General features: G+C 45.1%; 20 protein-coding genes. 9 read left to right on the forward strand and 11 right to left on the reverse strand.

All coding sequences use genetic code 11. The features are described from left to right. Positions 1-52 precede the first annotated feature (52 nt). A complete protein-coding gene (gene prs, locus OL444_RS05125) occupies positions 53-985 on the reverse strand; it encodes a ribose-phosphate diphosphokinase (RefSeq protein ID WP_264734303.1) in 933 nt (310 codons plus the stop codon). Between the two features lie 195 nt (positions 986-1,180). On the opposite strand from prs, the gene OL444_RS05130 reads away from it, so the two are divergent. From OL444_RS05130 to OL444_RS05155, 6 genes are all read left to right on the forward strand, one after another. Continuing rightward, positions 1,181-1,873: a carboxypeptidase-like regulatory domain-containing protein gene (locus OL444_RS05130; protein WP_264734302.1), complete on the forward strand. Its 693-nt coding sequence runs from the start codon at positions 1,181-1,183 to the stop codon at positions 1,871-1,873. Between the two features lie 210 nt (positions 1,874-2,083). Next, positions 2,084-3,007: a FecR family protein gene (locus OL444_RS05135; protein ID WP_264734301.1), complete on the forward strand. Its 924-nt coding sequence runs from the start codon at positions 2,084-2,086 to the stop codon at positions 3,005-3,007. Between the two features lie 79 nt (positions 3,008-3,086). Beyond that, positions 3,087-6,275 carry a TonB-dependent receptor domain-containing protein gene (locus OL444_RS05140; RefSeq protein ID WP_264752007.1) on the forward strand — a complete coding sequence of 1,063 codons (3,189 nt, stop codon included), beginning with the start codon at positions 3,087-3,089 and terminating at the stop codon, positions 6,273-6,275. Positions 6,276-6,344: 69 nt separating this feature from the next. After that, on the forward strand, positions 6,345-7,739 hold the full coding sequence (locus OL444_RS05145; RefSeq protein ID WP_264734299.1) for a beta-helix domain-containing protein: 1,395 nt from the start codon (positions 6,345-6,347) through the stop codon (positions 7,737-7,739). An 81-nt stretch (positions 7,740-7,820) separates the two neighbouring features. Continuing rightward, on the forward strand, positions 7,821-8,591 hold the full coding sequence (locus OL444_RS05150; protein WP_264734298.1) for a DUF4397 domain-containing protein: 771 nt from the start codon (positions 7,821-7,823) through the stop codon (positions 8,589-8,591). A gap of 20 nt (positions 8,592-8,611) precedes the next feature. Then, positions 8,612-9,253 carry a beta-helix domain-containing protein gene (locus tag OL444_RS05155; protein WP_264734297.1) on the forward strand — a complete coding sequence of 214 codons (642 nt, stop codon included), beginning with the start codon at positions 8,612-8,614 and terminating at the stop codon, positions 9,251-9,253. A 217-nt stretch (positions 9,254-9,470) separates the two neighbouring features. On the opposite strand, the gene OL444_RS05160 is transcribed toward OL444_RS05155, so the two are convergent. From OL444_RS05160 to OL444_RS05180, 5 genes are all read right to left on the reverse strand, one after another. Next, entirely contained in the window at positions 9,471-10,832 is a 1,362-nt protein-coding gene (locus OL444_RS05160; RefSeq protein WP_264734296.1) for a S41 family peptidase, read from the reverse strand. A gap of 14 nt (positions 10,833-10,846) precedes the next feature. Beyond that, positions 10,847-11,374 (reverse strand): RNA polymerase sigma-70 factor, encoded by a 528-nt coding sequence (locus OL444_RS05165; RefSeq protein WP_264734295.1) that lies wholly within the window; start codon positions 11,372-11,374, stop codon positions 10,847-10,849. 166 nt (positions 11,375-11,540) lie between these two features. Beyond that, on the reverse strand, positions 11,541-12,875 hold the full coding sequence (locus tag OL444_RS05170) for a TolC family protein (RefSeq protein ID WP_264734294.1): 1,335 nt from the start codon (positions 12,873-12,875) through the stop codon (positions 11,541-11,543). 59 nt (positions 12,876-12,934) lie between these two features. Next, positions 12,935-16,063, reverse strand: a complete 3,129-nt coding sequence (locus tag OL444_RS05175; RefSeq protein ID WP_264734293.1) for an efflux RND transporter permease subunit — start codon at positions 16,061-16,063, stop codon at positions 12,935-12,937. 122 nt (positions 16,064-16,185) lie between these two features. After that, complete coding sequence (locus OL444_RS05180) at positions 16,186-17,274, reverse strand: efflux RND transporter periplasmic adaptor subunit (RefSeq protein ID WP_264734292.1); 1,089 nt, start codon at positions 17,272-17,274, stop codon at positions 16,186-16,188. A 504-nt stretch (positions 17,275-17,778) separates the two neighbouring features. Between OL444_RS05180 and OL444_RS05185 the strand changes: the two genes are divergently transcribed. From OL444_RS05185 to rnc, 3 genes are all read left to right on the forward strand, one after another. Beyond that, entirely contained in the window at positions 17,779-18,015 is a 237-nt protein-coding gene (locus OL444_RS05185) for an acyl carrier protein (RefSeq protein WP_012788038.1), read from the forward strand. A gap of 23 nt (positions 18,016-18,038) precedes the next feature. Next, positions 18,039-19,292, forward strand: coding sequence for a beta-ketoacyl-ACP synthase II (gene fabF, locus OL444_RS05190; protein WP_264734291.1), 1,254 nt, complete (start codon positions 18,039-18,041; stop codon positions 19,290-19,292). Positions 19,293-19,353: 61 nt separating this feature from the next. Beyond that, positions 19,354-20,022: a ribonuclease III gene (rnc, locus tag OL444_RS05195; protein WP_264734290.1), complete on the forward strand. Its 669-nt coding sequence runs from the start codon at positions 19,354-19,356 to the stop codon at positions 20,020-20,022. Between the two features lie 60 nt (positions 20,023-20,082). On the opposite strand, the gene OL444_RS05200 is transcribed toward rnc, so the two are convergent. From OL444_RS05200 to OL444_RS05220, 5 genes are all read right to left on the reverse strand, one after another. Then, positions 20,083-20,763: a GyrI-like domain-containing protein gene (locus OL444_RS05200; protein ID WP_264734289.1), complete on the reverse strand. Its 681-nt coding sequence runs from the start codon at positions 20,761-20,763 to the stop codon at positions 20,083-20,085. A 4-nt stretch (positions 20,764-20,767) separates the two neighbouring features. Further along, complete coding sequence (locus OL444_RS05205) at positions 20,768-21,805, reverse strand: DJ-1/PfpI family protein (protein ID WP_264734288.1); 1,038 nt, start codon at positions 21,803-21,805, stop codon at positions 20,768-20,770. Positions 21,806-21,880: 75 nt separating this feature from the next. Then, positions 21,881-22,843, reverse strand: a complete 963-nt coding sequence (locus tag OL444_RS05210; RefSeq protein WP_264734287.1) for a helix-turn-helix transcriptional regulator — start codon at positions 22,841-22,843, stop codon at positions 21,881-21,883. A 259-nt stretch (positions 22,844-23,102) separates the two neighbouring features. Continuing rightward, positions 23,103-24,137, reverse strand: coding sequence for a cytochrome d ubiquinol oxidase subunit II (gene cydB / locus OL444_RS05215; protein WP_264734286.1), 1,035 nt, complete (start codon positions 24,135-24,137; stop codon positions 23,103-23,105). Between the two features lie 11 nt (positions 24,138-24,148). After that, on the reverse strand, positions 24,149-25,540 hold the full coding sequence (locus tag OL444_RS05220; RefSeq protein ID WP_264734285.1) for a cytochrome ubiquinol oxidase subunit I: 1,392 nt from the start codon (positions 25,538-25,540) through the stop codon (positions 24,149-24,151). Positions 25,541-25,686 lie beyond the last annotated feature (146 nt).

Here is a 25,686-nt window from a genome sequence, read left to right on the forward strand (position 1 = left end):
TACGAATGTACAATATTGCAGGTGGTTATTTTTTATAGCAGCTACCGGCGGATTAACGGTAAGGTTCTTCAAAGTATTGCAGGAGCAGCGGTGCAACGGATTTTACTTCCAGCATGTCGTCGTTAATTTCCAGTGCATTGGGGTGGGTATCTGTACACACTACTTTTCTGATGATGCCACTTTGTTTGATTTTCTCAAATCCGTTACCCGCAAAGATACCATGCGTGGTGATAACATCTATCGCTGCTGCGCCCGCATCTTTATAGGCTGCTGCGGCATGTATCAGCGAGCCGCCGGTGCGGATCATATCATCGTAAATGATAACGGTTTTATCTTTCACATCGGCGCTGATGGCAGTGATGGCAGTTTCTTCACCGGAAAGCCGGCGTTTGAAAACGAAAGCAGCCGGCACATGCAGGTCATTGGCGAGCGACTCTACCCATTTAGCACGGCCGGCATCGGTGCTGGCCAATACAAAAGGCTTGCCTGCAGCCAGTTCCAGGGCCGCTTCTTTTACGAAATCTTTTGCATATAAATGAACCGGCCGGATACCACTTTCAAAATACCAGGTAATGCCGTCCACGTGCAAGTCTATCATTACAATGCGGTTACCACGGGAAGTATCAGGTAAAGAGGAAAATAATACGGCCCGGGTTTTTGCTTTCACAATTTCTCCGTATTTCACGGCACGTTCCATGGTAGAATAACCAAAGAATGGAATGATAATGGTGAGCGACAGGGCGCCCAGCTGAATACAGCCACTGGCCAGATCGTACAACTCCAGCGTTTCCTTATCATCGATGGTACCGCCAATCAGCACCACATCTTTGTGGCTTACATCGGTACGGATGCGGTGATAATGTTCCCCATCGGGGAAGTCACGGATCTCCAGTTCGCCATCCTGCCAACCCGCGCCGCCAGCGGATATGATACGGTCTTTGAGGTATTGGTAGTGTTGTGTGGCGAAAATAATTTTATGTGGCATGTTTTTTTCAGATATGCTTGATAATAGTAAAAATAAGTGATTGAAAGGATATTTATAAGCTTGAGAATTAATAAATTTGCTGCAGAGCACTGTCACTGACACCCTTTTTTAACGTTTTATTTGCGGGTGGAAGATTAAATTTGAAGGATTACTACATTCATGATTCGTTTTATAGCATATATCGGAGTACTTTTTTTGTTCTTTTTCTTAAACCTGCAGAACACTGTTGCACAGGTACGTGTATCAGGTATGGTCGTGGATCAGGAAACTAAAACGGGGTTACCTTTTGTTTCTATCGTTAACAGAAGGACATTGACCGGTTCCCTCAGTAATGAGAACGGACGCTACTTTATTGAAGCGATGCCCGGTGATACCCTGGATTTTTCTATGTTGAGTTATTCTACCAGGCAGTTAATTGCTCCCGGGATGTCTACTTCCCAGGATATTTATCTGCAGAAGCGCCTTTTTGAACTACAAGGGGTCAACATCAAAGGTAAAAACTACAAGAAAGATTCACTGGCCTTGCGGGATGAATACGGCCGTTATTTTAATTACAAAAAACCTGGTGCGATGGACGTGTTGAAAACACTGCCTGCCAATCCTATTACGGCATTGTCTTATCTGGTTCCCAGCAAAGCGCGGAAGCGGAAAGAACAATTTCATGAACAGCTATTGTATTGGGAAAAAGAAAAATTCATAGACTATCGTTATTCACCGGAGCTGGTGCAGAAAATGACACAGCTGCAAAGTCCGGAGCTGGATTCATTCATGTATAAATACCGGCCCGGTTATCAGTTCCTCAACAACGCCAGTGAGTACGATCTGATGTTGTATATCAAGGAATCATTTAACGAATACAAGAAAAAGAAAGCTACCAGACAGGAGTAAAGGAATTACCCACTACTGTTGCAGTGCTGACAGATAAAGCAAAACGCCTGATGTCCGGAAAGGGGCATCAGGCGTTTTGCTTTTGCCCCTGCTCTCCGGACCATAAAAAGTATCTCCCCTGCATTATTACCAAATTGTTAACTCCAAAAACGGACTAGGAATCCCTTTACTTTGAAACGTACTTCTTGTGTAAATACCCAAAGCAGGGATATGAATAAACAGTTACTCGATAAATATTTCAAAGGTCATTGTTCCGAACAGGAAGTAGCAGAGGTGGAAGCCTATCTCTCCCTGCCGGAAACCCCTGCAATGGACGAGTGGATGATGGAAACGTGGGAAGCCGCCAACGGCGAAGAAGCAACACCTAAACCTAAAATACATCGTTTATGGTACCGGGTAGCTGCCGCCATATTAGGCGCTATTGGTTTATTGTCTTTCCTGTGGCAGGCGAAACAACAGGTACAACAGCAGATTGCCGTTAAGTGGGATACACTCACCAACCATAGTAATAAAGTGCAGCTGTTTACGATGCCTGACGGCTCTGAGGTATGGCTCAATGCACATGCTGCGGTGTCTTACAATTATAATTACAACCAAACCAACCGGGAGCTGTGGTTGAGCGGAGAAGGATATTTTAAAGTAGTAAAAGATGACCAGCGCCCCTTCCGGGTACATACCGGTCAGCTGGTGACTACGGTACTGGGAACAGAGTTTAACATTGCTACCGCCAACAAGGCAGATGGCAGTATACAAGTAAGTCTGATTCAGGGAAAGGTATCAGTAAGTATGCGGGATACTTTTACCAAAGTATTATTACCGGGTCAGATGTTACAGTATAAAAATGGTGAAATGCCTGTATTACAGCAGTTTTCCAACGAAGAAGTGCTGGACTGGAAACAGGGAAAAATATATTTCGATCGTACTACTTTAGCAGATGCGCTAACAAAGTTGCAACAAAGATACGGCTGTAGTATCATACTGGACGACGCTTCATTAGCTGATAAAAAGATTTCCGGAGAGTTCAGAACAGATTTATCCATTGATAAAATATTATCAACCCTGGAGTATGTACACAACCTGAAAAGCGTTCGTGTAAATGAATATACTTATCGGGTAAGCACAAAGCATAACTAACTCATTAACTAAACTATCAACTTAATTAAGCAAAAGAAGTATGCAAAAATCTACACAAAGATTTTGTACAGGGATACGTGTGTCATGTCGAATAATCGCCCTGTTTGTTTTTATGATGGGGACTTCGCCTTTCATACTGCAGGCGCAGTCTTATAAAACGCTTGCCGACAAAATCCAGTTACAGGCTGGTAAAACCAATGCCGCTGCCGTTGTAAAAGCATTACAACAACAAACGTCTTATACCTTTATCTATGATCCGGAATATTTACAGCAATGCGCTTTCACAACCGTGAAATTTGAAAGTGTACCACTGGGTACCGTGCTGCAATACCTGGATAATAATGCGCCTTTGGATGTAGAGCTGACCAATAAAAATACCATTGCTGTACGGAAAGGAAACGCAGAAAAACCTGCTGCCAGAACAAATGGAAAAGTAACCGGTAAAGTGGTGAATAATAAGAATGAACCATTACCTGGTGTGACCATTCAGGTACAAGGAGGACAAGGTGTAGTGACGAATGTAGACGGTACTTATGAATTACAACTGGAGCCCGGAAAATATACCCTTACTTTTTCCTATATCTCTTTTGAGAGCCGGAAGGTAACCGATGTGGAAGTGGCTTCTACCAATATTACGCCGCTCAATATCATCATGAAAAGCAGTGGTAGCAGCCTGAAAGAAGTAACCATCACCGGTAACTACAGAAAAGCTTCTATAGAAGGACTGTATGCGTTGCAGAAAAACAATGCAGCTATTACAGACGGTATCAGCGCCGATCTGATTGCCCGCACGCCGGATAAGAATGTGGGAGAAGTATTGAAAAGAGTAACAGGCTTGTCTACACTGGATAATAAATACGTAGTCGTACGCGGCTTGAGTGAACGTTATAACGCAGCAGTGTTGAATGGACAGATCATGCCTAGTACAGAGCTGAACAGAAAGAATTTCAGCTTTGATATTATCCCTTCCAACATTATTGAAAATGTGACGGTGATTAAAACATTAACGGCAGATCGCAGTGCGGAATTTGGTGGTGGCCTGGTAGAAGTAAATACCCTGGAAATTCCTACGGCCAACTTTCTGACTGTAAATGCCGGTGTTGGATACAATGATAAAACTACGGGGAAAACTTTTTTGTCGATGCCCCTGGAAGGAAAGGAGTACTGGGCAAAAGCTTCCAACCATCGTAAGTTTCTGGGTTCGTTTGACTGGAAGAATAAAAGCGATATGGGACATGCCTTTGCGGAAAATGCAAAAAATGGTAAATCTTTTAATAATAATTGGGGTGTGACCAGCTTCAAGGCACAGCCATCACAGAACTATCAGTTTGCATTGGGACGGGTATTACCTTTAACCAATAAGAGCCAGTTTGGTGTGGTGGCTTCTGCTAACTATCGCAATACCCTGGCTACACAGGATGTTATTATGTCGCGGTCAGGATTTGAAGGCGATCCGTCCAATGACTACGCTTCGTTTAAGGGTCAGCGTTATGGTTTTACCACCAATCTGGGTGGTATGCTGGGTGCAGGATACCGGAATGAGCGTCACCGTATTGGTTTCCAAACTATTTATCAGCGGACACTGGATCAGCACCTGATTTCCGGTACAGCCGTTTCCAGTACCTATAGCCCCAATACCTATGCCTACTTTGATATTACTTCCGTGACGTCGCTTTGGCAGAATCAATTAAAGGGAGAACATGCACTTGGCAACCGTGGCCTTAAACTGAAATGGCTCGGGAGCTATTTGAAGCTGGATCGTCAACGACCAGACAACCACATATTTGCCGGACAATACATGCAGCCGGAAGAAGGCTCACTGAATAACTACAACATTAACCGGTTGTATGCCATTGCTACCACTTCCGGATCATTGCGTAACTGGAATCGTGCACTGGAAAATAACTACAGCTGGGATGTTTCTCTTTCCGCTCCTTTTAAGTTTAATATCGGTAACCTGCCTATTGAAAATACGGCAAAGGCAGGATATGCCGGCTGGAGCAAAGACCGTAGTTTTTTTGTGTTGAATACCTTTCATGATATAGATCAGTCTAAAGGAGATTACCTGCCGGTATCCAACATCTTTACACCTGAAAACGGTCTGACAACTAAACTCGACCCGTTTGGAGATGACTATAAGAAAGGCGCCACCTTACATGCTTTTTATGGTATGCTGGATCATAAGATTGGAGATAAATTCAGATTTGTATGGGGATTACGTGGGGAGTATTATAACCTGAACAACATCAATGTGGCGTTGGATTCTCTTTTTAGCCTGATTAATGGCGGCCGTGGAGAACAGGATAAATATGATTATTCTGACCTGAAAAACAGGGAGCCTAATTTCCGGTTGTTCCCTTCTGCTAACCTGACTTATAGCCTTACCCCTACGATGAATCTCCGGGTAGCTTATTCAGAAAGTATTATCCGTCCTGATCTGAGAGAGCTGAGCGGATTTAAAGAATACGATTTTGAACTGGGTGGCGTATACTTTGGTAGTTATGTGACTTCTACCACGATCAAACATTATGATTTCAGGTATGAGTGGTATCCTGCTCCTGGTGAACTGTTATCATTCTCCCTCTTTTACAAGAACATGGACCGGCCCATGGAAATATACAAAGAGGCTAATAACGAGTTTCGGTTAAAGAATAATAAAGCTGCCAAGAATTTTGGTGTAGAACTGGAAGTACGGAAATCACTCGCCTTTACCAAAGTACCTGTTATCCGCGACATTACCTTATCCGGTAACTTTACTTATCTCGATTCCCGTGTAACGCCGATGCGTTTGGGATATAACGGTGTAGACCCTACGAATCCATATAAAATTGTAGTAACCGAAAACTTATCTCCGGAAGAAAAACGTCCGCAGGCAGGCGCCAGCAACTATATGGTGAATGCAGGTGCGTACTATGACAATAAATTGTTTTCCCTCAACCTGGTTTACAATTATGTTTCCAACAGAATGTACCGGGCACACGAAATATATTCCCAGGGATATTTTGAAAGACCCCTGGAATCACTGGATGCCCAGCTGGCTTTACACCTCCTGAAAAATAAAGCAGAACTGAGAGTAAATGTCTCTAACCTGTTGAATAGTTTCAGTCTGGTATATGCCAACCGTTGGGATGCGAATGAAGAAGATATCAATAAAGGAGAGAAAGCTCCTACCATCAAACAATTGTTATATCAATCCGGTAAAGACGCTATTGATTACAAGGCAACCCCAGGTCGGACAGTGAGCATCACGGCAAGTTACCGGTTCTAATGAGCGCGCGCTTTTATAATTATAAACCCTGATCAGGAAATCCCGTTTTAAACCGCAAAAAAACAAAACATGAAAAACAAATCCTTTGGAGTAGCCCTTTTATCAACAGCTATTGTTGGTGCCGCACTCATGTCTTCCTGCAAAAAGGAAAACCAAATCAACGACGGCCGTGCCGTTTCTGCCACACAGGTAGTTCCAGCTTCTCCGGTTTTATCTGGCGTACTGGGTACTAACCACACTACTAAAGATACCATCCTGTTAACCAGCGGTATCGAATGGCACCTGAGCGGTCTTGTTTATGTTGACTCCGCTGACGTATTAATCATCCAGGCAGGTACCCGCATCGAAGGTAATGTTAGCCCTACTACAGGTGTTGCCGGTGGTGGTCTGATCATCACCAAAGGTGCACAGATCATTGCTAATGGTACTGCCAGCAATCCTATCATCTTCACTTCTGAGCGTTGGGATTCAAACCCAGTTTCAGGTGACTGGGCTGGTGTGGTTTTATTAGGTAAAGCACCAACCAACACGCCTACTACCAAAAGAGTAGAAGGTGTTCCTGACGTATCTCCTGCTGATGCTACTTACGGTGGTACTGTTTCCAATGACAACTCCGGTAGCCTGAAATTTGTACGTATTGAGTATGCTGGTTTTGCCTTAACACCTAACAACGAGCTGAATGGTCTGACTTTAGCTGGTGTTGGTAGCGGTACAACTATCGACTACGTAGAAGTTTACAAAGCTAATGATGATGCTTTTGAATTTTTCGGTGGTACTGTAAATGCTTCTCACCTGATCGCTGTAGATGCATTGGATGATATTTTTGATACCGACAATGGCTACAGTGGTACTATCTCTTACGCTTTAGGTCTGTCTGATACTACCCGTGCGGATATCAGCCAATCTAACGGTTTTGAAAGTGATAACGATGCAAGTGGTTCTTCTACTTCTCCTCTCACTCACGCTAAGTACAACTATATCACTATCGTTGGTCTGCCTAACGCTGCTAAAGCTACTGCAACTGTAACCGGTGGTACTTATGGCCGTGCTGCTCACCTGAGAAGAAATACTGAATTCGAAATCAAAAATGCTATCTTCATTGGTTTCAACAAAGGTGTTATCTTCGACAATACTGCTGGTACTACCTATGCTAAATTCACTGCAGGTACTTCTACTGCCAACAACGTATTTGTACACGCTTATGCTACTCCATGGGCTACAGAAGTGAGTGGTACTGCTACTGCTATTACTACTCCTACCGGTAACTTCGGTTACAGTGGTGCTACAGCAAACGTTGCTGCGATTGGCCTGACTAATCCGTTCGCACGTAATAATACTTCTGCTGCTGCTAACTATATCACTGGAGTAGGTACTACTGCTGATGTAGCTAATGCTGGTGCTTTCCCAGGTGGTCTTGACTGGACTATCGTAGGTGGAAGTTCTTCCTGGACCAGATTTAAATAATCCTTTTTCTTCAATAACAACGTGCAGGATTATCCTGCACGTTGTTATCATCACTAATTAATTTTTCAATCAGAAATGAACATGCAAAAACGAGCTTTACTTTTTTTAGCTGCCCTGGTAATGTTGCTGAATGCCTGCAAAAAAGGAGATTTACCTACTGAATTGTATTATGGTAAAATTGCTATTTTTCAATTACCATTTTCCGACGCTCCAGAGCTGGATGTTTTTTATGATGGTAAAAAACTAGGTAAAATAGTGAGTGATCAGGATTTTGTTTTTACACTTCCAGCCGCGACCAATTCAGCTAAATTAAGTGTTTTTAAAGCCAATACAACTGTGTTGGTGGCAGATACGCTTGTTAAAATAGAAAAAAATAACACAAAGAGTTTTAGGGTAATCAGTACTGAGTCGTTGGGGTTACATGGTTTTATTTCCGGTGCGAAGGTAGCTCCTGATTCCAGTAAGGTGCAGTTTATGTTGAATTTGAAAAAAACATTCAATGATTATCCGGTAGTAGATCTTCACATTTATACAGGCAAGGGAAGACCATTGACCTTAACGGATGTAACTATTCTTAAAAACGTAAAGAATGGAGTGTTGGATGCTCAAACATTAATGCTTCCTTGTTTTACGGAAGATGGATCTAACATCTCTTATTATTTTAAAATAAAAGACCTGAAAACAGGAGAGTTTGTTGTATTACCTACCAATAAAATACGGAATGGAGCCTATCCTTTCCTCAATACTGGTACAGAGCAGTTTCGTGGACATTATAGTATTGTATCAATCACGGACAGAGAAGGAGAGACCTTGGATGAGAATTATATAAGTGCAGAGTTAACTACTTTCTAACAGCCCCATTCATTCATTCTATGAAAACAGCCTGGAAAATATGGAGAACAGCTTTCACCCGCAGTGGTGTACTGTTGCTGTTTATTTTTCATGCCTGTAAAAAAGAGGACCAGCGGCTCTACGGAGCAGCTATCAACATGGAAACAATTCCCGTTTCTGATACGCTGACCAGCATGGTTACTTCCAATACCCTGCTTACTGCCACACATCCCTGGTATATCAAGGGGTGGGTGTATGTAGGCAATGAAGCGTCATTGCGTATTGAACCGGGCGCGATTATACATATTTTACCAGGCGAGCGGTATAAAAACGGTGGCCTGGTGGTTACCCGCGGCGCTTATATTCATGCTGCAGGAACAGAGAAATTACCGATCCGTTTTATTGTAAAAGAAGCCGGGAATGTGGTGGTTTTGGGAAAGGCGCCAGCTGCCAGGAAAATGGCCGTACTGGATAATCCGGAGAACGGGTTACTCAGCGGCCTCTCCTATGGAGGAACCGTAAAGGAAGACAGCTCGGGTATGATGAAACATGTGCAGATTGATTATCCGGGAAAACAAACAGTACCTCCTTTACTATTGCTGGGCACCGGTACCCGTACCAGGATTCAACATGTTATTCAACACAGGACTAATAGTGAGTTACAGCATGCACACTTGCCTTAGAACATTATTATATTGAAAGCCCTATTAAAGAGTATATACCTTGCGTGTTGTTTCTTACAACGTGCGTTTTTAGAGACTTAATATGATATTTCATCCATTGATTTGTTAACCCCTACAGACAGGATACCACTCCTTTAAAAAAGACATCCGGCGGAAAGATACCAGTGAATTTTTTCGCTGACATCTTCTCCGCCGGATGCGTTTTTAAAAGTATATTTTATCGTGGCAGGATGACTTCTTGCACTTTTTGCTGTGTATGGAAATAAGAAGGTACCGATGTGATGCTCTCCGGTACCGCCGCTTTCCGGCTATGACCTGTGATTAACGCCAGTGCTTTGGCAATGAGCGGATCTTTGGAGTCGCCGAGGGCCAGCAATGGCTGCGTATTCATCTCATCAATTGTATGATCCGGTGCGATACCTTTTGTATAGTTACCCTCTCCGCGGGCATTGGCAAGCCGGTAGGTAATGGGCTGTAATATCCAGGTAATCCAGCCACTATTTTCTTTAATGGTAATAGCGCCTTTATCCTTACCGAAAGTGGTTTGTCCTATCTGGATTACTTTCGTATAGGGCTTAAGGTTATTAATCGTTAATTCCGCCGCTGAAATGGTTTCATGACCAGTAAGAATATAAACCCGTTGTAAGGATAAGCTGGCAGGTTGTACCTGATTAAACGGAATGGCATTGCCGGATTCCGGATAAGACATTGTTGTGCTGAAATCCAGTTGCCGGAATGGCAGCCGGCTGTTGCCGGTGTATTGTACAAAAGGAGTATTGGCCGCAATGCCAGGTGCAATGAGGGTAGACAGCGTAGCAGCAGCAGCCAGGCTACCACCGGTATTGTAACGCATATCCAAAATCAGTTCTGTGGCTCCCTGACTTTTAAAGTTACGGAAGGCAGTAATCAGCTCCTGGTTATAAATATCATTAAAAGCATTGTAAAAGAGATAGGCAATCTTTTTATTCTCCACTGTCATGACGCTGTTGGCATACAGGGGATTTTCTGTTGCGATACCCAATAATACTGTGCGGGGTTGCCCTTCTGTTACCATGCCGTTGTTAATGGTGGCAGGTGTAAAGGCCCCCTCTCCTGTTTTTAATACCTGGGCGGTTAATGCCGGTGCATTGGCAGCAGTGAGCGGCGTACCGTTGATCCGGGTAAAGTAGTGCCCCCTGCTGAAACCTGCGGCGGCAGCGTTGGAACCGGGAATCACCAGTTCTATTACGCCGATGGCGCCACCGGGTGCGGACGGCCAGGGAATGACATTGTAATTCATGCCATAGTTATAGAACATGTACCGTGGATAGGTATTCCAGTTGCCAGGATTATAGAGGAGTGAAAAAGGATCGTTGGCATTTTTGATGCTTTGAAAATAATCTGGTGCAGACAAAGTAGCGTCGACGGTGGTGGGCAATTGATCATTCCATAAATAGTAATGACGCATGCTGTCCAGGATCCATTTATTGATGTCTTGCTGTGTAGCGGGCCCACTGGGTCTTGGAGGGGGTGGCGCCGGCTGATCTTTTTTGCTGCAGGCGCATAATAAAAGGGTTACGCCCAGAAGATAATTTCGCATGAGTTATAACGGGATTATTGAGTATCAGTATCGTAGTGGGTGAGCAGTTCTCTGCGAATATACTGCAGGGCTGCTGTCAGATGATTCTTTACGGTAGCGGGGGAGATAGAAAGCTGCTGACCAATTTCTTTATGGGTGAAGCCATGATCGCGGCTTAGGGTATATACATTGCGGCGTTGTTCCGGCATCTTTTCTACAACCTTGTGCAGGTGAGTCTGAAATTCTTTATGGATAAACATCCGCTCACTACTGCTGTCTGTTGTGTTTTGCTGCGCGGCCGCTTTGGACAGTGCTTTTTTTTCCCGGTACAGTTTTCTGCTTTCGTCTATGACGAGGTGCTTTACATATACAAACAACAATGGAAAAACATCCTGCCCTTCTTTTACCAGGTGCATGTTCTCCCAAAGGCGTATAAAACATTGCTGTGTGATTTCCTGTGCTCTCGCGGCATCTTCCGTGAGCTTGAACGCAAACCGGTAAATCTTTGCATTGTTGGCCTCGAATAATTTTTCAAAAAGTGCTTTTGGAGAGCAATCTGACATAGTTCGCAGTTATAGCATTTTCCGAATATAAATATAGAGAACCTATGTTACAGGAATGTTAAGGCGACGTGAAATATAATGGGATATACGATAAGTATATGATAATGAAGCATAAAAAAAAGCCCGGGCTTTGCAGCAACCGGGCTTCCTTTTTTTCTGGATAAAACTATTGTACCAATGAGCCGTTTAGCCGGCCCAGTTCTGTTTCCGCCAGTTTGGTATTATACCGGGCCTGTATCAGGCGGTAGTAGGACTGTTCCAGGCTTTGCTGGGCTTCTTTCACCTCCAGTGTTGTAGATACGCCCTGCTTGAAACGTTCGAGTGCTACCATCATATTTTCTTTCGCCAGTTCGTTGGTTTCTTCTTCCAGTTCCAGGGCTTTTTTATAGTATTCGTAATCCTTAAAAGCATTGTTCAGCGAAAGATCTACCTGAGACCGGATGTTATCAAGTGCTATGTTCTGGTAATCAAAATCGAGCCGCGCATTCTGTACTTGTCTTTTTACATTGAAGCCATTGAACAGGGGAATATTAGCTGTTAATCCGTAATTGAATACACCATTCCGGTTGAAACGCGGACTAAAATTATTGGAAGCTGCATTGGATGTATTCCGGTTGTAATTGTAGCCCGAGTTAAAAGAGATGACCGGGAAATAATCAGCCTGCCGCTCTTTGATGGTGAGTGCCGATACCGCTACATTCTGCTGTTGTACTTTTATCGCCGTATTGTTATTGGCAATGGTTTGTTGCAGCGCCGCAAAAGATAAACCTGCATTGAACGGAATGGAATCGGTTACCTCATATCCGGTAGCGCCGGCAGGAACGGCCATCAGCTGATTCAGCAAGGATTTACTTTGCTCAATTAACGTAAGCTGCCGGATGTATAATGCCTTTTGTGCATTCAGGTCTACTTTGGATTGCAGCAGATCTGTTTTAGGGCCAAGTCCGGTGGTGAATTTACCGTCGGATAATTTTACCCTTTCTGCTGAAATCGACATTTGTTCTGCCAGTGCTTTCAGTTGTTGTTTCTGCTGTACGATGTTGTAATAACCACCAATAACAGTAGCGATGGAATTCTGTACCTGGTTCTTGATGGCCAGCTCTCCCAGACCACGGATCGACTCCAGTTTGTGGCGGGTAGCAAACATCTTTAACCCATCAAACAGCGTCCAGCTAAGGGTTACGTTGGCACTGATGTTGTTGCCTTTGATGCCGCTGGTGTCGCGTTTGCTGCCATTGGCAAACTCCTGTTTGGTAGCTGTGTTATTCCAGGTTGTACCAGCCGTTGCATTAAGCCGCGGAGCAAAAGCAAAATTCGCATAGGCGTAATCGTTAGCAGATACTTCTGCTGTATTTCTCGCCAGGCGGATATCAAAATTGTTTTTCAGCGTAAGGTCTATTGCCTGTTCCAATGTAAGCACCTGTTGCTGGGCCTGCAGGCCGGTGGCGCTTCCCATCAGCAGGAGGCTGTATAAACAATATTTTAGCAGATATCTTTTCATAAACATTATTCTCAGTTATTGCCTGCCTGCTATGAGGCAGTTCTTTTTAATCAGTAATCCTAAGCATGTGCAGCTGCCACATCTTCTTCCTGTCCTTCTATGCGTTCTTCTTCCTCTTCTCCGGTATTTCTACTTCTTCTGGAAAGGAACGTATACATGGCAGGAATAACGAACAACGTCAGTACGAGTGAAAAGATAATACCGCCCACAATAACGATACCCAGTGGAATACGGCTGGTAGCCGCTGCTCCCAGCGACATGGCAATCGGCAAGGCGCCCAGTGCCATGGCCAGACTGGTCATGAGAATAGGACGTAAACGCTGGGAAGAAGCATTGATTACTGCCGCTGCTTTTTCTGTACCGGCATCGCGGTGATGGTTGGCAAATTCCACAATCAGGATACCATTCTTGGTCACCAATCCAATCAGCATAATTACACCAATCTGGGAAAAGATATTCCAGGTTTGGTTAAACAGCCATAACGATAACAACGCACCTGCAAATGCCAATGGTACGGTGAGCATAATGATAAGCGGATCTACCCAGCTTTCAAACTGCGCAGCCAGTACCAGGTATATCAGTACCAGTGCAAGGCCCAACGCAAACATCGTATTGGAAGCGCTTTCTGCATAGTCGCGGGAAGAACCGGACAACGCTGTGTTAAAGGAGTCGTCGAGTACTTTTTCCTGTTGCAGCTTATTATAGATCCGGTACATTTCACCAATCCCGTCACCAATGGTTTTACCAGGTGCCAGGCCGGCAGAAATAGTCGCGGACTTATACCGGTTAAAGTGATAGATGATAGGCGGACTGGTTTCTTCTTCTATCGATACTACGTTATCCAGCTGAATCGCTTCTCCGCGTGCATTGCGCACATAAAGGTTCTGCAGATCCATCGGATCATCGCGGTCGGCACGGAATACCTGTCCCATTACCTGGTATTGTTTTCCATTCCGGATAAAATAGCCATAACGCAGGTTGCTGAGTGCCAGCTGTAAGGTCTGGGAAATATCCTGTACAGATACGCCCAGCTGCGTTGCTTTATCGCGGTTAATATGTATCCGGAGTTCCGGTTTGTTGAATTTCAGGTCTACGTCGGTACCCTGGAACACCGGACTGTTGCCTACTTCTTCCATGAATTTCGGCAATACTGCCGTGAGGGAATCGAAGTTGATATGTTCCAGTACAAAAGAAACCGGCAAGCCGCTCCGGCGTCCTACCTGGATGGTTTGTGATTCGATGGCAAATACTTTTCCCTGTGGATAGTTGCTCATGTTACGGTTCACCATGGCCACAATTTCTTTCTGCGAACGTTGGCGATCGTGTGGCTCGGTGAGCATTACGTTGGCAAAAGCGGTGTTTACTGCACCAGCCCCACTGAATCCAGGAGAGGTAACGCTGAGTACAATTTTCTTTTCCGGTATGGAGTCTGCCATGAACTTCGTCAGCTTGTCTACATAGTTATCCATGTAATCGAAAGAGGTACCTTCCGGTGTGGTAATGGATAAACGGAAAGTGCTACGGTCTTCCAGTGGCGCCAGTTCCGCCTGCAGGGTTTTGAACAGGAAATAAATCATCACCAGACAACCGGCAATAATCAATCCTGCTACCCAACGGAAACGCATAAACGCTTGTAATGAGTTCTTATAGCCATCTTCCATCCAGCGGAAGAAAGGTTCTGTTTTGGTATAGAACCAGGAATGGGTATGTGTTTTACGTCCCAGTTTTACGTTCAGTACCGGGGTGAGTGTCAGCGATACGAAGGCAGAGATAATCACGGCGCCGGCTACCACAATACCAAATTCGCGGAACAGCTGTCCTACAAATCCCTGGAGGAATATGATGGGCAGGAATACGAATGCGAGGGTAATGGAAGTGGCAATAACAGCGAAAAATATTTCTTCCGATCCTTCCCGGGCGGCGCGCATGCGCGGCATACCGGCTTCTATCTTCTTATAAATGTTTTCTGTTACCACAATACCGTCATCCACCACCAGTCCGGTAGCCAGTACAATGGCCAGCAGGGTAAGGATGTTGATGGTAAAGCCGCAGGCATACATAATGAAGAATGCACCGATGAGGGATACCGGAATATCTATCAATGGGCGGAAAGCCATGAGCCAGTCGCGGAAGAAGAGATACACAATTAAGATAACCAGTATCAGGGCTACGATCAGGGTTTCTTCCACCTCATCAATAGATTGTTTGATGAAGCGGGTATTGTCCATGGCAATATTCACGGAATAATCTTCCGGAATATCTTTTTTCAGCTGTTCAAATCTTTTATAGAATTCATCTGCAATAGCTACGTAATTGGAGCCGGGTTGCGGAATCAGTGCCAGCGCAATCATAGGAATACCGGATTCTTTCAATACGGTTTCTTCATTTTCCGGACCCAGTACTGCCTGACCAATATCGCGGATACGGATTTCGCTGCCGTTGACATTTTTGATGATCAGGTTATTGAAGTCTTCTTCTGATACCAGCCTACCGAAGGTACGTACGGTGAAGTCGGTGGCATTACCGGCAATTTTACCGGAGGGCAGTTCCACGTTTTCGCGTACCAATGCAGCCTGTACATCGGATGGGGTGAGGCTATAGGAAGATAACCGGGCCGGGTCCATCCAGATACGCATGGCGTAGCGTTTTTCGCCCCATATCTGAATGGAGCTTACGCCTGGGATGGTTTGCAGTTTTTCCAGCAATACGTTGGTGCCATATTCCGTGACTTCCAGCTGATTCCGGGTATTGCTTTGTACCGTCATGGAGATGATAGCGTCAGAGTTGGCGTCCTGTTTGGATACCACCGGGGGCGCATCAATATCGGGTGGCAGGCTGCGGAGGGCTTGTGATACTTTATCCCGCACATCGTTGGTAGCCCCTTCGAGGTCCTGACCCAGTTCAAACTCTACTGTGATGTTGCTGCTCCCCTGACTGCTGCTGGAAGAAATATTTTTGATACCGGCAATACCATTGATTTGTTTCTCCAATGGTTCGGTGATCTGTGTTTCAATGATGTCTGAGTTGGCCCCGGCATAAGACGTACGCACGTTTACAATAGGCGGGTCGATGGCAGGGAAATCTCTTACCCCCAGAAAAGTGAAGCCCACAAGGCCGAATATCACAATAATGATATTCATCACAATTGCCAGAACCGGCCGCTTAAGTGAAATGGAAGGTAAACTCATCTTGTCTGTTTATAGCATTACGCACCTTGTATCGGGCAGCAGGAGGTACCGGTTACTATATTATATATGGTGTGTATCCTGTTATGCTGTCTGATACGCCATCCGTAACGGAAGGTCAAATACTATTGGATCTTATTATACTTTAATATCATTCCTGGTTTCAGCTGGAGGATACCGGTTGTAATAATGGTATCGCCGGGCTGGATGCCACTGGTGATTTGTACGTTGCTTTCGGTGCGGATACCTGTTTCCACCACTACAAATTTTGCCCGGCCGCTGTCTGCCACAATTACTTTTTTGTCGCGGGTGCCGGGAATGACTGCCTGTGAAGGGATCATAATGGCGTTGGGCAGGTCTTTCAGAATGATTTTTACTTTGGCAAAAGATCCCGGAAAGAGGCGGCTGCTGCTATTGGGAATGATGGCCCGCAGTTTTACCGTGCGGGTAGTCAGGTCTATTTTCGGATCAATCGCATAGATGCTGCCGGTGTAGGAATTATCGTCACCGGTTACGGTGAAGTTGACCTGGTCGCCGTTTTTAATGGCGTTCCGGTATTTTTCTGCTACAGCGAAGTCCATTTTTAAAGGATCTATCTGTTGCAGGGTAGTAATGATAGTGGCTGCGGAAACGATGGCGCCTTCGCTGACGTTCCGTAAACCCAGTTTACCGCTGAAGGGAGCCCGGAGGGTTGTTTTCTGCAGCTGGGTTTGGGTATATTCGATATCAGCACCATAGGCACTTACCTGGTTGCGGGTTACATCCACGTCCTGGCGGCTGATACCATTTATTTTAAGCAGATTTTCCTGACGTTCCAGGGTGGTTTTAGCCAGCTGCTGTTGTAATTTGAGTTTCTGTAATTGTGCCAGCAGGTCTTCATCGTAGAGTTTAACGAGGAGGTCTCCTTTTCTTACAGCTGTACCTTCTTTAAAATAAAGATGGGTGATACGCCCGTTGATTTCCGGCTTTATTTCTACTTCTTCATTACTCTGGAGGGTACCACTGGCTTCAATTGCCAGGTCCAGTTTAGATGTTTTGGCGATCCAGGCATCAATACTGACTGATTTGGCGTTGCCAGGAGTTTTGGCTCCAGGTGCGCTGGCAGCACTTTTCTCCGCGTTGCTACCAGCTATTTTTTTGTAGATAAGAAAAACCACGATACCGGCTATCGCTAATATTACTATTGAGCGAACGGTTCTTTTTGTGTTAGACATGTTGTTTTAGCTTTTGGCTTTCGGTTGTTAGCTGTTGATTATGAGCTATCAGCCATTTGGAAAGAGCCATTCAGTACCTTTGTTTTTTTGTTGCCGGTTAAAAAACCGGGCGTATAAAGCTAAAGTTGCTGCCTGGCAAGGCAAATTTAATAAATGACGGGAGTGAAAGCGTGGAACGACTGTTAATTAGCGTTAAGGGTTTAGATAAGTGGTGAAAAAAACGGTTGAATGGAGATTTATTGTGATTTATACGAACCGTAAAAGAAGGGATCGTATCAAGGTCTTCCGGAAGGTCAATTTTAGGGGTAAACGGTCATTTCTGCCCGTTTAAGGGTGTTGAAGGGATATAAATTCTTTTATTAACAAAGCAATGAATATGTTTACTGTATTGAGTTTGGGGCGATTATACACAGGGAAAGAGGTTTAAAATTGCGGCTATCTCTTGGCAATTCAATAAAAATTATATTTTTGCAGTCAAGTTTTAAACCAAAAACACTTAAAATTATGTCAGACATTGCATCAAGAGTTAAAAAGATCATCATTGACAAATTGGGCGTTGACGAAGCTGAGGTAACTCCTGAAGCCAGCTTCACCAACGACTTAGGCGCTGACTCTTTGGATACGGTAGAACTGATTATGGAATTCGAAAAAGAATTCAACATCTCCATTCCTGACGAACAAGCTGAAACTATTACTACTGTTGGCCAGGCAGTTGCTTACCTGGAAGAACATGTAAAATAATCCTACTAATCAGAATTGTTTTAATGCAACCAAGACGAGTTGTCGTTACAGGTTTAGGCGCTCTTACACCGCTCGGCAATACTGTAGCCGATTTTTGGCACGGATTGACGAACGGTGTATCCGGCGCGGATTTTATCAAGCAATTTGACGCTTCCAAGTTCAAAACCCGTTTTGCTTGCGAACTGAAAAATTTCGATCCTACTAACTACCTGGACAAAAAGGAGGCCCGCAAGATGGACCCCTTTACACAAACAGCGGTAATTGCCGCAGATCAGGCGATACTGGACGCCAATATTAACAAAGACAAGATCAATGCAGATCGGGTTGGGGTAATATGGGGCACCGGTGTTGGTGGTATGATCAATTTCAGCCATGAGCTAAAGGAATTTCATACTGGGGATGGTACTCCCCGCTTTAGTCCTTTCCTGATTACCAGGCTTATCCTGGATATTGCTGCCGGATATATTTCTATTCGTCATGGTTTCAGAGGACCGAACTTTTCTGTTGTATCTGCCTGTGCATCCGCTACCAACGCGATTATAGAAGCAATGTACAGCATCCGTTACGGTAAAACCGATATGGTAGTTACCGGCGGATCAGAAAATGTAATTAATGAACCCTGTGTAGGTGGCTTCAATGCCATGAAGGCTTTATCCGAAAGGAATGATGACCCTAAAACAGCCTCCAGACCCTTTGACCTCGACCGTGATGGTTTTGTAATGGGAGAAGGTGCCGGTGCACTGGTACTGGAATCATTAGACCATGCTTTGGAAAGAGGCGCTAAAATTTATGCAGAATTAGCCGGTGGCGGCGCTACAGCGGATGCCCACCACATCACAGCTCCACATCCGGAAGGATTGGGCGCTATGAATGTTATGCGGCAAGCGCTGGCAGATGCCGGTATGCAGGCAGACCAGATCGATTATATCAATGTGCATGGTACTTCCACTCCGCTGGGGGATATTGCAGAAGTAAAAGCTATTCAGCGGGTTTTTGAGGAACATGCCTATCAGTTAAATATCAGTTCCACAAAATCCATGACAGGTCACTTGCTCGGAGCAGCTGGTGCTGTTGAATCCATAGCCGTAATTATGTCTATCATCGATGGCATAGTTCCTCCTACGATTAACCATTTTACAGATGATCCGCAATTAGACCCTAATCTGAACTTTACTTTTAATACCGCACAACACCGAGAAGTAAGAGCCGCATTAACCAATACCTTTGGGTTTGGTGGTCATAATGCCTCCTTGATTTTCAAAAAATTTGTTCCTTGATCTTGATTGTGTGAAATTACTGCCAGGTTTTTTATATCGACTAGTATCCAAAAAAAGGCACTTGTATAAAGAGCTGCATAGCCTGTTGGGTTTTCCTCCAGGCAATTTCGCTTTATATGAGATAGCCCTGAGCCATCGTTCCAGCAAAGAGAAATTCCTCGAAAGCAATGAACGGCTGGAATACCTTGGTGATGCCATCCTGGGTGCCATCGTGGGTGATTATCTCTTTAAAAAATATCCCTATAAAACAGAAGGATATTTAACAGAGATGCGCTCCAAGATCGTTAACAGACAACAGCTGAACGATATTGCCATCAAGATGGGATTGCGTAAACTCACCATCTACGATAAATACAACAGCTTCCTGAAAATAAGCCAGATCTTCGGAAATACCCTCGAAGCCTTAGTAGGCGCTGTATACCTGGACCGTGGTTATAACAAAACCCAACAGTTTGTACACAAACGGATCATCATGCCCTATATAGATCTGGAGATGCTGGAAACCGTAGAGATGAACCATAAAAACAAACTTTACGGCTGGGCAAACAAAAATGGTAAAACATTGGAATTCGAATTACTCGAAGAACAAATGGACAATGGCCGCCGGATCTTTACTGTTGGCGCCGTAGTAGACGGAGAGCTTATCTGCAGTGGTAAAGCCTTCAATAAAAAAGACGCCAGCCAGATTGCCGCACAACAGGCTATCCTGCATCTCGGTTTAGGCGATTAATAGCTCACTACTTTTCACCTGTTTTCTACTCATCATGATAACAACGGCTTACGCCGGCTGTTAACTACTTACTGCTATACGCAGAATTGTTTTCCTTTTTTCCGGAGATGATTTCCGGGGATCTGACAGGTATATTTCATGATGCCGCCCGGTTACCTGTAGCTGCTCCCGTTTTATCAGCTCATCCAGCTTTTTTAATGATACAGGTTCTTCACTGTAAGGGCCCACATGCAGAATCTGTGCACACCTCCCCTCTTCCATGTACCTAAAATCCACTTCCCGGAACAAGGTCGATTTTTTCTTCCGCTCCGCCGTCATGACTGCCGTTATAAACTGTTGCCGGGTTACCTCTTCCGGCAGCCGGATGGCCAGTTCATAATGCCATTGATCCCGCGGTACCAGCATGGGGTCTTCCGTTGTAACATTCACCCACCAGAAGCCTTCCAGTTTTGCTACGGTAAAATCACGCCCCAGCTCTTTACTGCTGTTTTTGATGGTGTAGGCAACGGTGTAAAGCGCGGAAGTAGTTTCCGCAAAAGCGGCTCCATTAGGATCGCCCTTGCCGGTGATGGTCAGAAACAATCCTTTTTCAATGGTCACCAATTGTGGCGCCAGCGTAGCGGTGTAGTAGTTTTTATACACCTTCGTTAAATCCAGTTTAGTCATATCCGTTAGTGTTTGTAAATGATCGCAGAGGAAGGTGAGTAACAACACCCACCCTCCATATATATAAGTTCTCATAACATCAGGCTTTTGAGACGCCTATTTGTACGTTGGTAATATTCTGCTCCGGATGCTCGAAACTAAAGCGCAGGTATTGTTCCCGGTTGCTTCCTGTCATGGGTATTCCCAGCATTTGTATACCTGTAATGAGTTTGCCGTAAGTGTCTCCCAGCTTATCCCAGCCACCGGGATGCTGCATGCCTACACAGTCAAATACAGGCAGCGTTTCGCAGTGATAAGGCGCCGGAACAGACAGCACTTCGGTTACGGGCAGGCCTATATCGAGCGTAAACACCGTATCCGGATTCCCATCAAAACCGTGGTAGTGCCATTCCGGTGCGCCGCATATTTCAAGACCGGCGGCTATCGCTACCGGGTACAGTGCTTTGATCGCACTACGCACCAGGGGTAATAAACCTGGCAGGTTGGTTTCATAGCGGCGGTAGAAAAAGTGAAGCGGAGATGCTGTTTCAATAACCGGTATGTCTGCGTTTCCCTGAAAGAACCCCAGCCAGAACTGCAGCTGTGGATTTTCCAGCAACCCGAAAAAGGTAAAGATCTCTGTTGCAAATGCTACCATGGCAGTGCCGGCAGCTGTAATGATGTTGTCGCCGGTGGCTGCCGGTGTCTGAACATACAGCGCTGAACCCTGGTAGGTTGGCGCCATCATTTTCAGTATATCCGGATGATTGCTGGTATGAGGGATGGTATCGAGATAGCCATGCTGCGCAAGGAAAACGGTGGCGCCGCAAATAGCCGCCACAGATTTACCGGATGCCACCAGTTGTTGTATCAGGGGAAGTATGGCCGGATGGCCGCCTGCTTCCATGGGAGCGCCACCGGGTAATATAAGGAGGTCTATATCGGCTGTCATGGCTTCTTGCAGGCTTTGCTGCGGTATTATCTGCAGGTTTCCACCGGAGGTAACCGGTTGTCCGTCGATAGAAAAGGTGATGATATTCACGTCCGTAAAGGTGTGAAGGCCATAGGTCACAAGCGCAGGTTCCCAGTCGGAATATTGATCGAATACAAATACATAACAGTTACGGAGCTTTTTCATATTGTCTGTTTTTATTGACAATACAAAGCAACGCAGGGGAAGTGACAGCCTTATGTCAGCAGCCGCTGAGAAAAATTAAAAATAATGATCCTGTAACTCAGTGATCAGACCTTGCATGACCGTTTTCAGCTCCGGAGGCTGTACAATAGCGGCGTGATGACCAAATACAATCAGCCATCTGGCAAAGTATTCCAGCGAAGGCTGTAAAAAGGTGAGAATGGTTTTATCTCCTTCGGTAGTTTCTTCCATTAGTCCGTAATAGTACTTCTGCTCCCGGATATACCGTAAGATATCATTGTCGAGTGCAATTTTTATCAGGAACATTTCACCCTGGTTACGGCTTTTCTCCCGATGCAGGTAGTCCTGCAGGGAAATGCGGTCATCTCTTTTGTAGATAGTGGAAGTTACCTGCAGTTTACGGATGCGATCTACCCGGAAGTCGCGGTATCCCTGCCGCAGCCGGCACCAGGCAATCAGGTGCCAGCTGGTGCGCATATGGAAAATACCGATTGGCTCCACTTCCCGGCGGGTGGCGACTTCGTCCTGAAACGAAAAATATTCCATGTTGATCACCTGGTTCATGCCCAGGGCCTGCTGGATATCCGTTAAAAAACGATTGGGAAAGCTTTCATCTTCCGGATATTTTGGGCGGGATCTTAATACCGCAATATTTTCGTCCAGGGATTCCAGGTAGTCTTTTTCTGAACCGCGCAATACAGACCGGATTTTTTGCATGGCAAAGCCAAACTGTTTCTGGTTGCTGTGATCACTGTATTGTTCCATTAGTTTTTCGCCTGTCAGCAGTGCAGCAGCCTCTTCTTTGGAAAACATTACCGGTGGGAGGTGGTATCCATCTACAATGTAATAGCCCGTACCGGCTTCCGCACCAATGGGTACTCCTGCTTCCTGCAGTGCTTTTACATCCCGGTATACAGTTCTCAGACTGATCTCAAATCTGTCTGCAATTTCTGCAGCTTTTACAATTTTTTTGCCTTGTAATTGAATGAGAATAGCGGTAAGTCTGTCTATGCGGTTCATGGGAAACGTGGTTCAGGATGCTAATTTCGGTAGCAGAAAATTATTTTCAGGATTTTTTTTATCCCGGTTAAACTTTGTTCTTCTTAAACTGTCTTTAATACATAATAATTCTCCGGATAAAAGTAAGTTTATTGAGAATGAAGACAATGTGATTTTCCGGAGATCGATAACTCAATGCTACAGTACAGAATATAGGTTAAATGGTAAGCCCCTGCAATTTCTTGCGGGGGCCTCTTTTTATAGCCTATGACCTGCCGGTCTAATAACTCATTTCATTCAGCTTCACCTTACCCCGGAAAGTCCAGAATAAAAATATCGTATAGCCGATCACCATAGGAGTGCCTATGGCAGCTATCAGCAACATAATTCTCAGTGACTTGACCGAAGATGCTGCGGCATAAATGCTGATACTATAAGCCGGATTAGTTGTAGATATGACAATATTGGGATACAGGCCCACTGCAAACAGGATCAGCAGACAGGAAGTAATAATACAGGAGAAGAGAAATGCCGTAAAATATTTGCGGGCATCTATATTCCGTTTAATATTCAGCAAGGTGAGTACTGCCACCAATGGTAATATAAATAACTCCGGATGGTTTTTGAACTGATGCGTCATATGGGGCACATAAATAAGTGTAGCCATAGACGTTAGAATAAAACAAAGAATGAAGAACTTACTGCAGTTATTAACCAGTACCGTGAGCCGGGCGTATAGCCTGTCTTCTGTTTTCATCACCAGGTAAATGGCGCCGTGTAACATAAACAGTGATAAGGTAGTAACGGCAATGAGTATCGCATACGGATTAAAGAAAGTAAGGAGATTGCCTGTGAACTCATGCGCCGCGTTGATCGGCAGGCCATGAATCAGATTGCCCAATACCAGCCCCAGTAACAAGGTGATGGCAATACTGGATACACTGTAGCTGATATCCCACATTTGTCGCCACCAGCGCCAGGATTCTTTACTGCGGAATTCAATAGAGATAGCCCGGAAGATAAGGGCTACCAGGAATAACATGAACGGGATATAAAAAGTAGACAGCACTACCCCATATACCAGGGGAAATCCGGCAAATAAAGCACCTCCGGCGATCACCAGCCATACTTCATTGCCATCCCATACGGGTCCGATGGCATTCAGGGCGAGCCGGCGGCTTTCTTCTTTTTTAAAGAAAAGATGTAATGCGCCTGCCCCCAGGTCGAAACCATCCAGTACACCATAACCGGTGATTAATCCGCCAATCACCAAAAACCACCAGGTAGGCAGGTCCAGTCCGAGTATTGTTTCCATGCAGCTATAATTTAAGAAGGACGGTGTTCAATATTGTTGTTGTAATAGCCATCGTATTCATCTTCCGCAAGCTCCGAAATGTCGGGCCCGTGCTGTATCTTCCTGTTTAGCAGATACAGGAACAATGCCAGCAGCAATATATATACCAGCGTAAACAGAATCAGTGAAAACATCACCTGATCGGCGGTTACTTTTTTGGAGAGTGCATCGGAAGTGCGGAGCAGTTTGTACACCACCCACGGCTGCCGGCCTACTTCCGCTGCGTACCAGCCCACCTGGTTAGCGATTTGCGGTAACAATACCGCCCAGGCAAATATGATCATCAGCCATCGCTGGTTAAACAGTTTTTTGCGCCATAGCAGGAATACCGCGAGCAGGGTGAGCCCAATCAGCAACATCCCGATAGAAATCATGATATGATAGGTCTGGAAGACAAAATTCACAGCGCCGGGTCTGTCTTTTTCCGGTGTGGCATTCAGTCCTTCCACAGGCGCATTGAAACTGCCATGGGTGAGGAAAGAAAGACCTCCAGGAATTTTGATACCGGTGGTTTGTTGTTTTTTGTTATCCACCCAGCCAATGAGGTACATGTCTGCTACCGCCAGGCTATCATAATGCCCTTCCATCGCAGCCAGCTTAGCCGGTTGGTATTTACTCACGTAATGGGCCGAACGGTGTCCGGTGAAGAGCTGCAGTAACGCGGCTATTACGGCCACGCTCAGCCCCACTTTAAACATCGCCTGCGCGTGTTTGACGAAACGTTGCTTTAAGATATACCAGGCCGCTACACTCATCACCAGAAAAGACCCGGCGAGGAAAGAGCCTATAATCACATGGGAAAAACGATCTACAGAAGAAGGATTAAATACCATGGCCCAGAAGTCGGTGACCACAGCGCGGGCCTGCATGTCGTGGCCTTCTATACGGAAGCCGGTAGGCGTTTGCTGCCAGGAATTGGCAATCACAATCCAAAGGGCGGAAAAGATGGAGCCCAGCGCCACCATACAGGTAGAAAAGAAGTGTACCCCCTTATTCACCCGGTTCCAGCCAAACAGGAGTACACCCAGAAAGGCCGATTCCATGGCAAAGGCAAAGATGCCTTCTGCTGCCAGGGCACTCCCGAATATATCTCCTACATAATGGGAATAAGTGGCCCAGTTGGTACCAAATTCAAATTCCATCACAATACCGGTAGCCACACCGATGCCAAATATCAGGGCAAATATTTTGATCCAGTATCGGGTGATATCTTTATAAAGCGATAGCCCGGTTTTCAGGTACAATCCTTCCATTATTACCAAACACAATCCCAGCCCGATACTCAGCGGGGGATAGATGTAATGGAAGGCGATAGTAAATGCAAACTGTATCCTCGATAGTATTTCCACAGACGGCATAATCATGAATTATAGTTACAAAGGTAGTCGCTGATGAAATCTGTCAACCTGATGTTTATCATATATTCATTAAATGATAATATAACTAAAATTACCGGTACCGCAATGGGTAAAATAAAATCAGCCCGTAGGGTTTTGCAGGTTGATGCTAC

It is taken from the genome of Chitinophaga nivalis (assembly GCF_025989125.1).
GTDB classification, from domain to species: domain Bacteria; phylum Bacteroidota; class Bacteroidia; order Chitinophagales; family Chitinophagaceae; genus Chitinophaga; species Chitinophaga nivalis.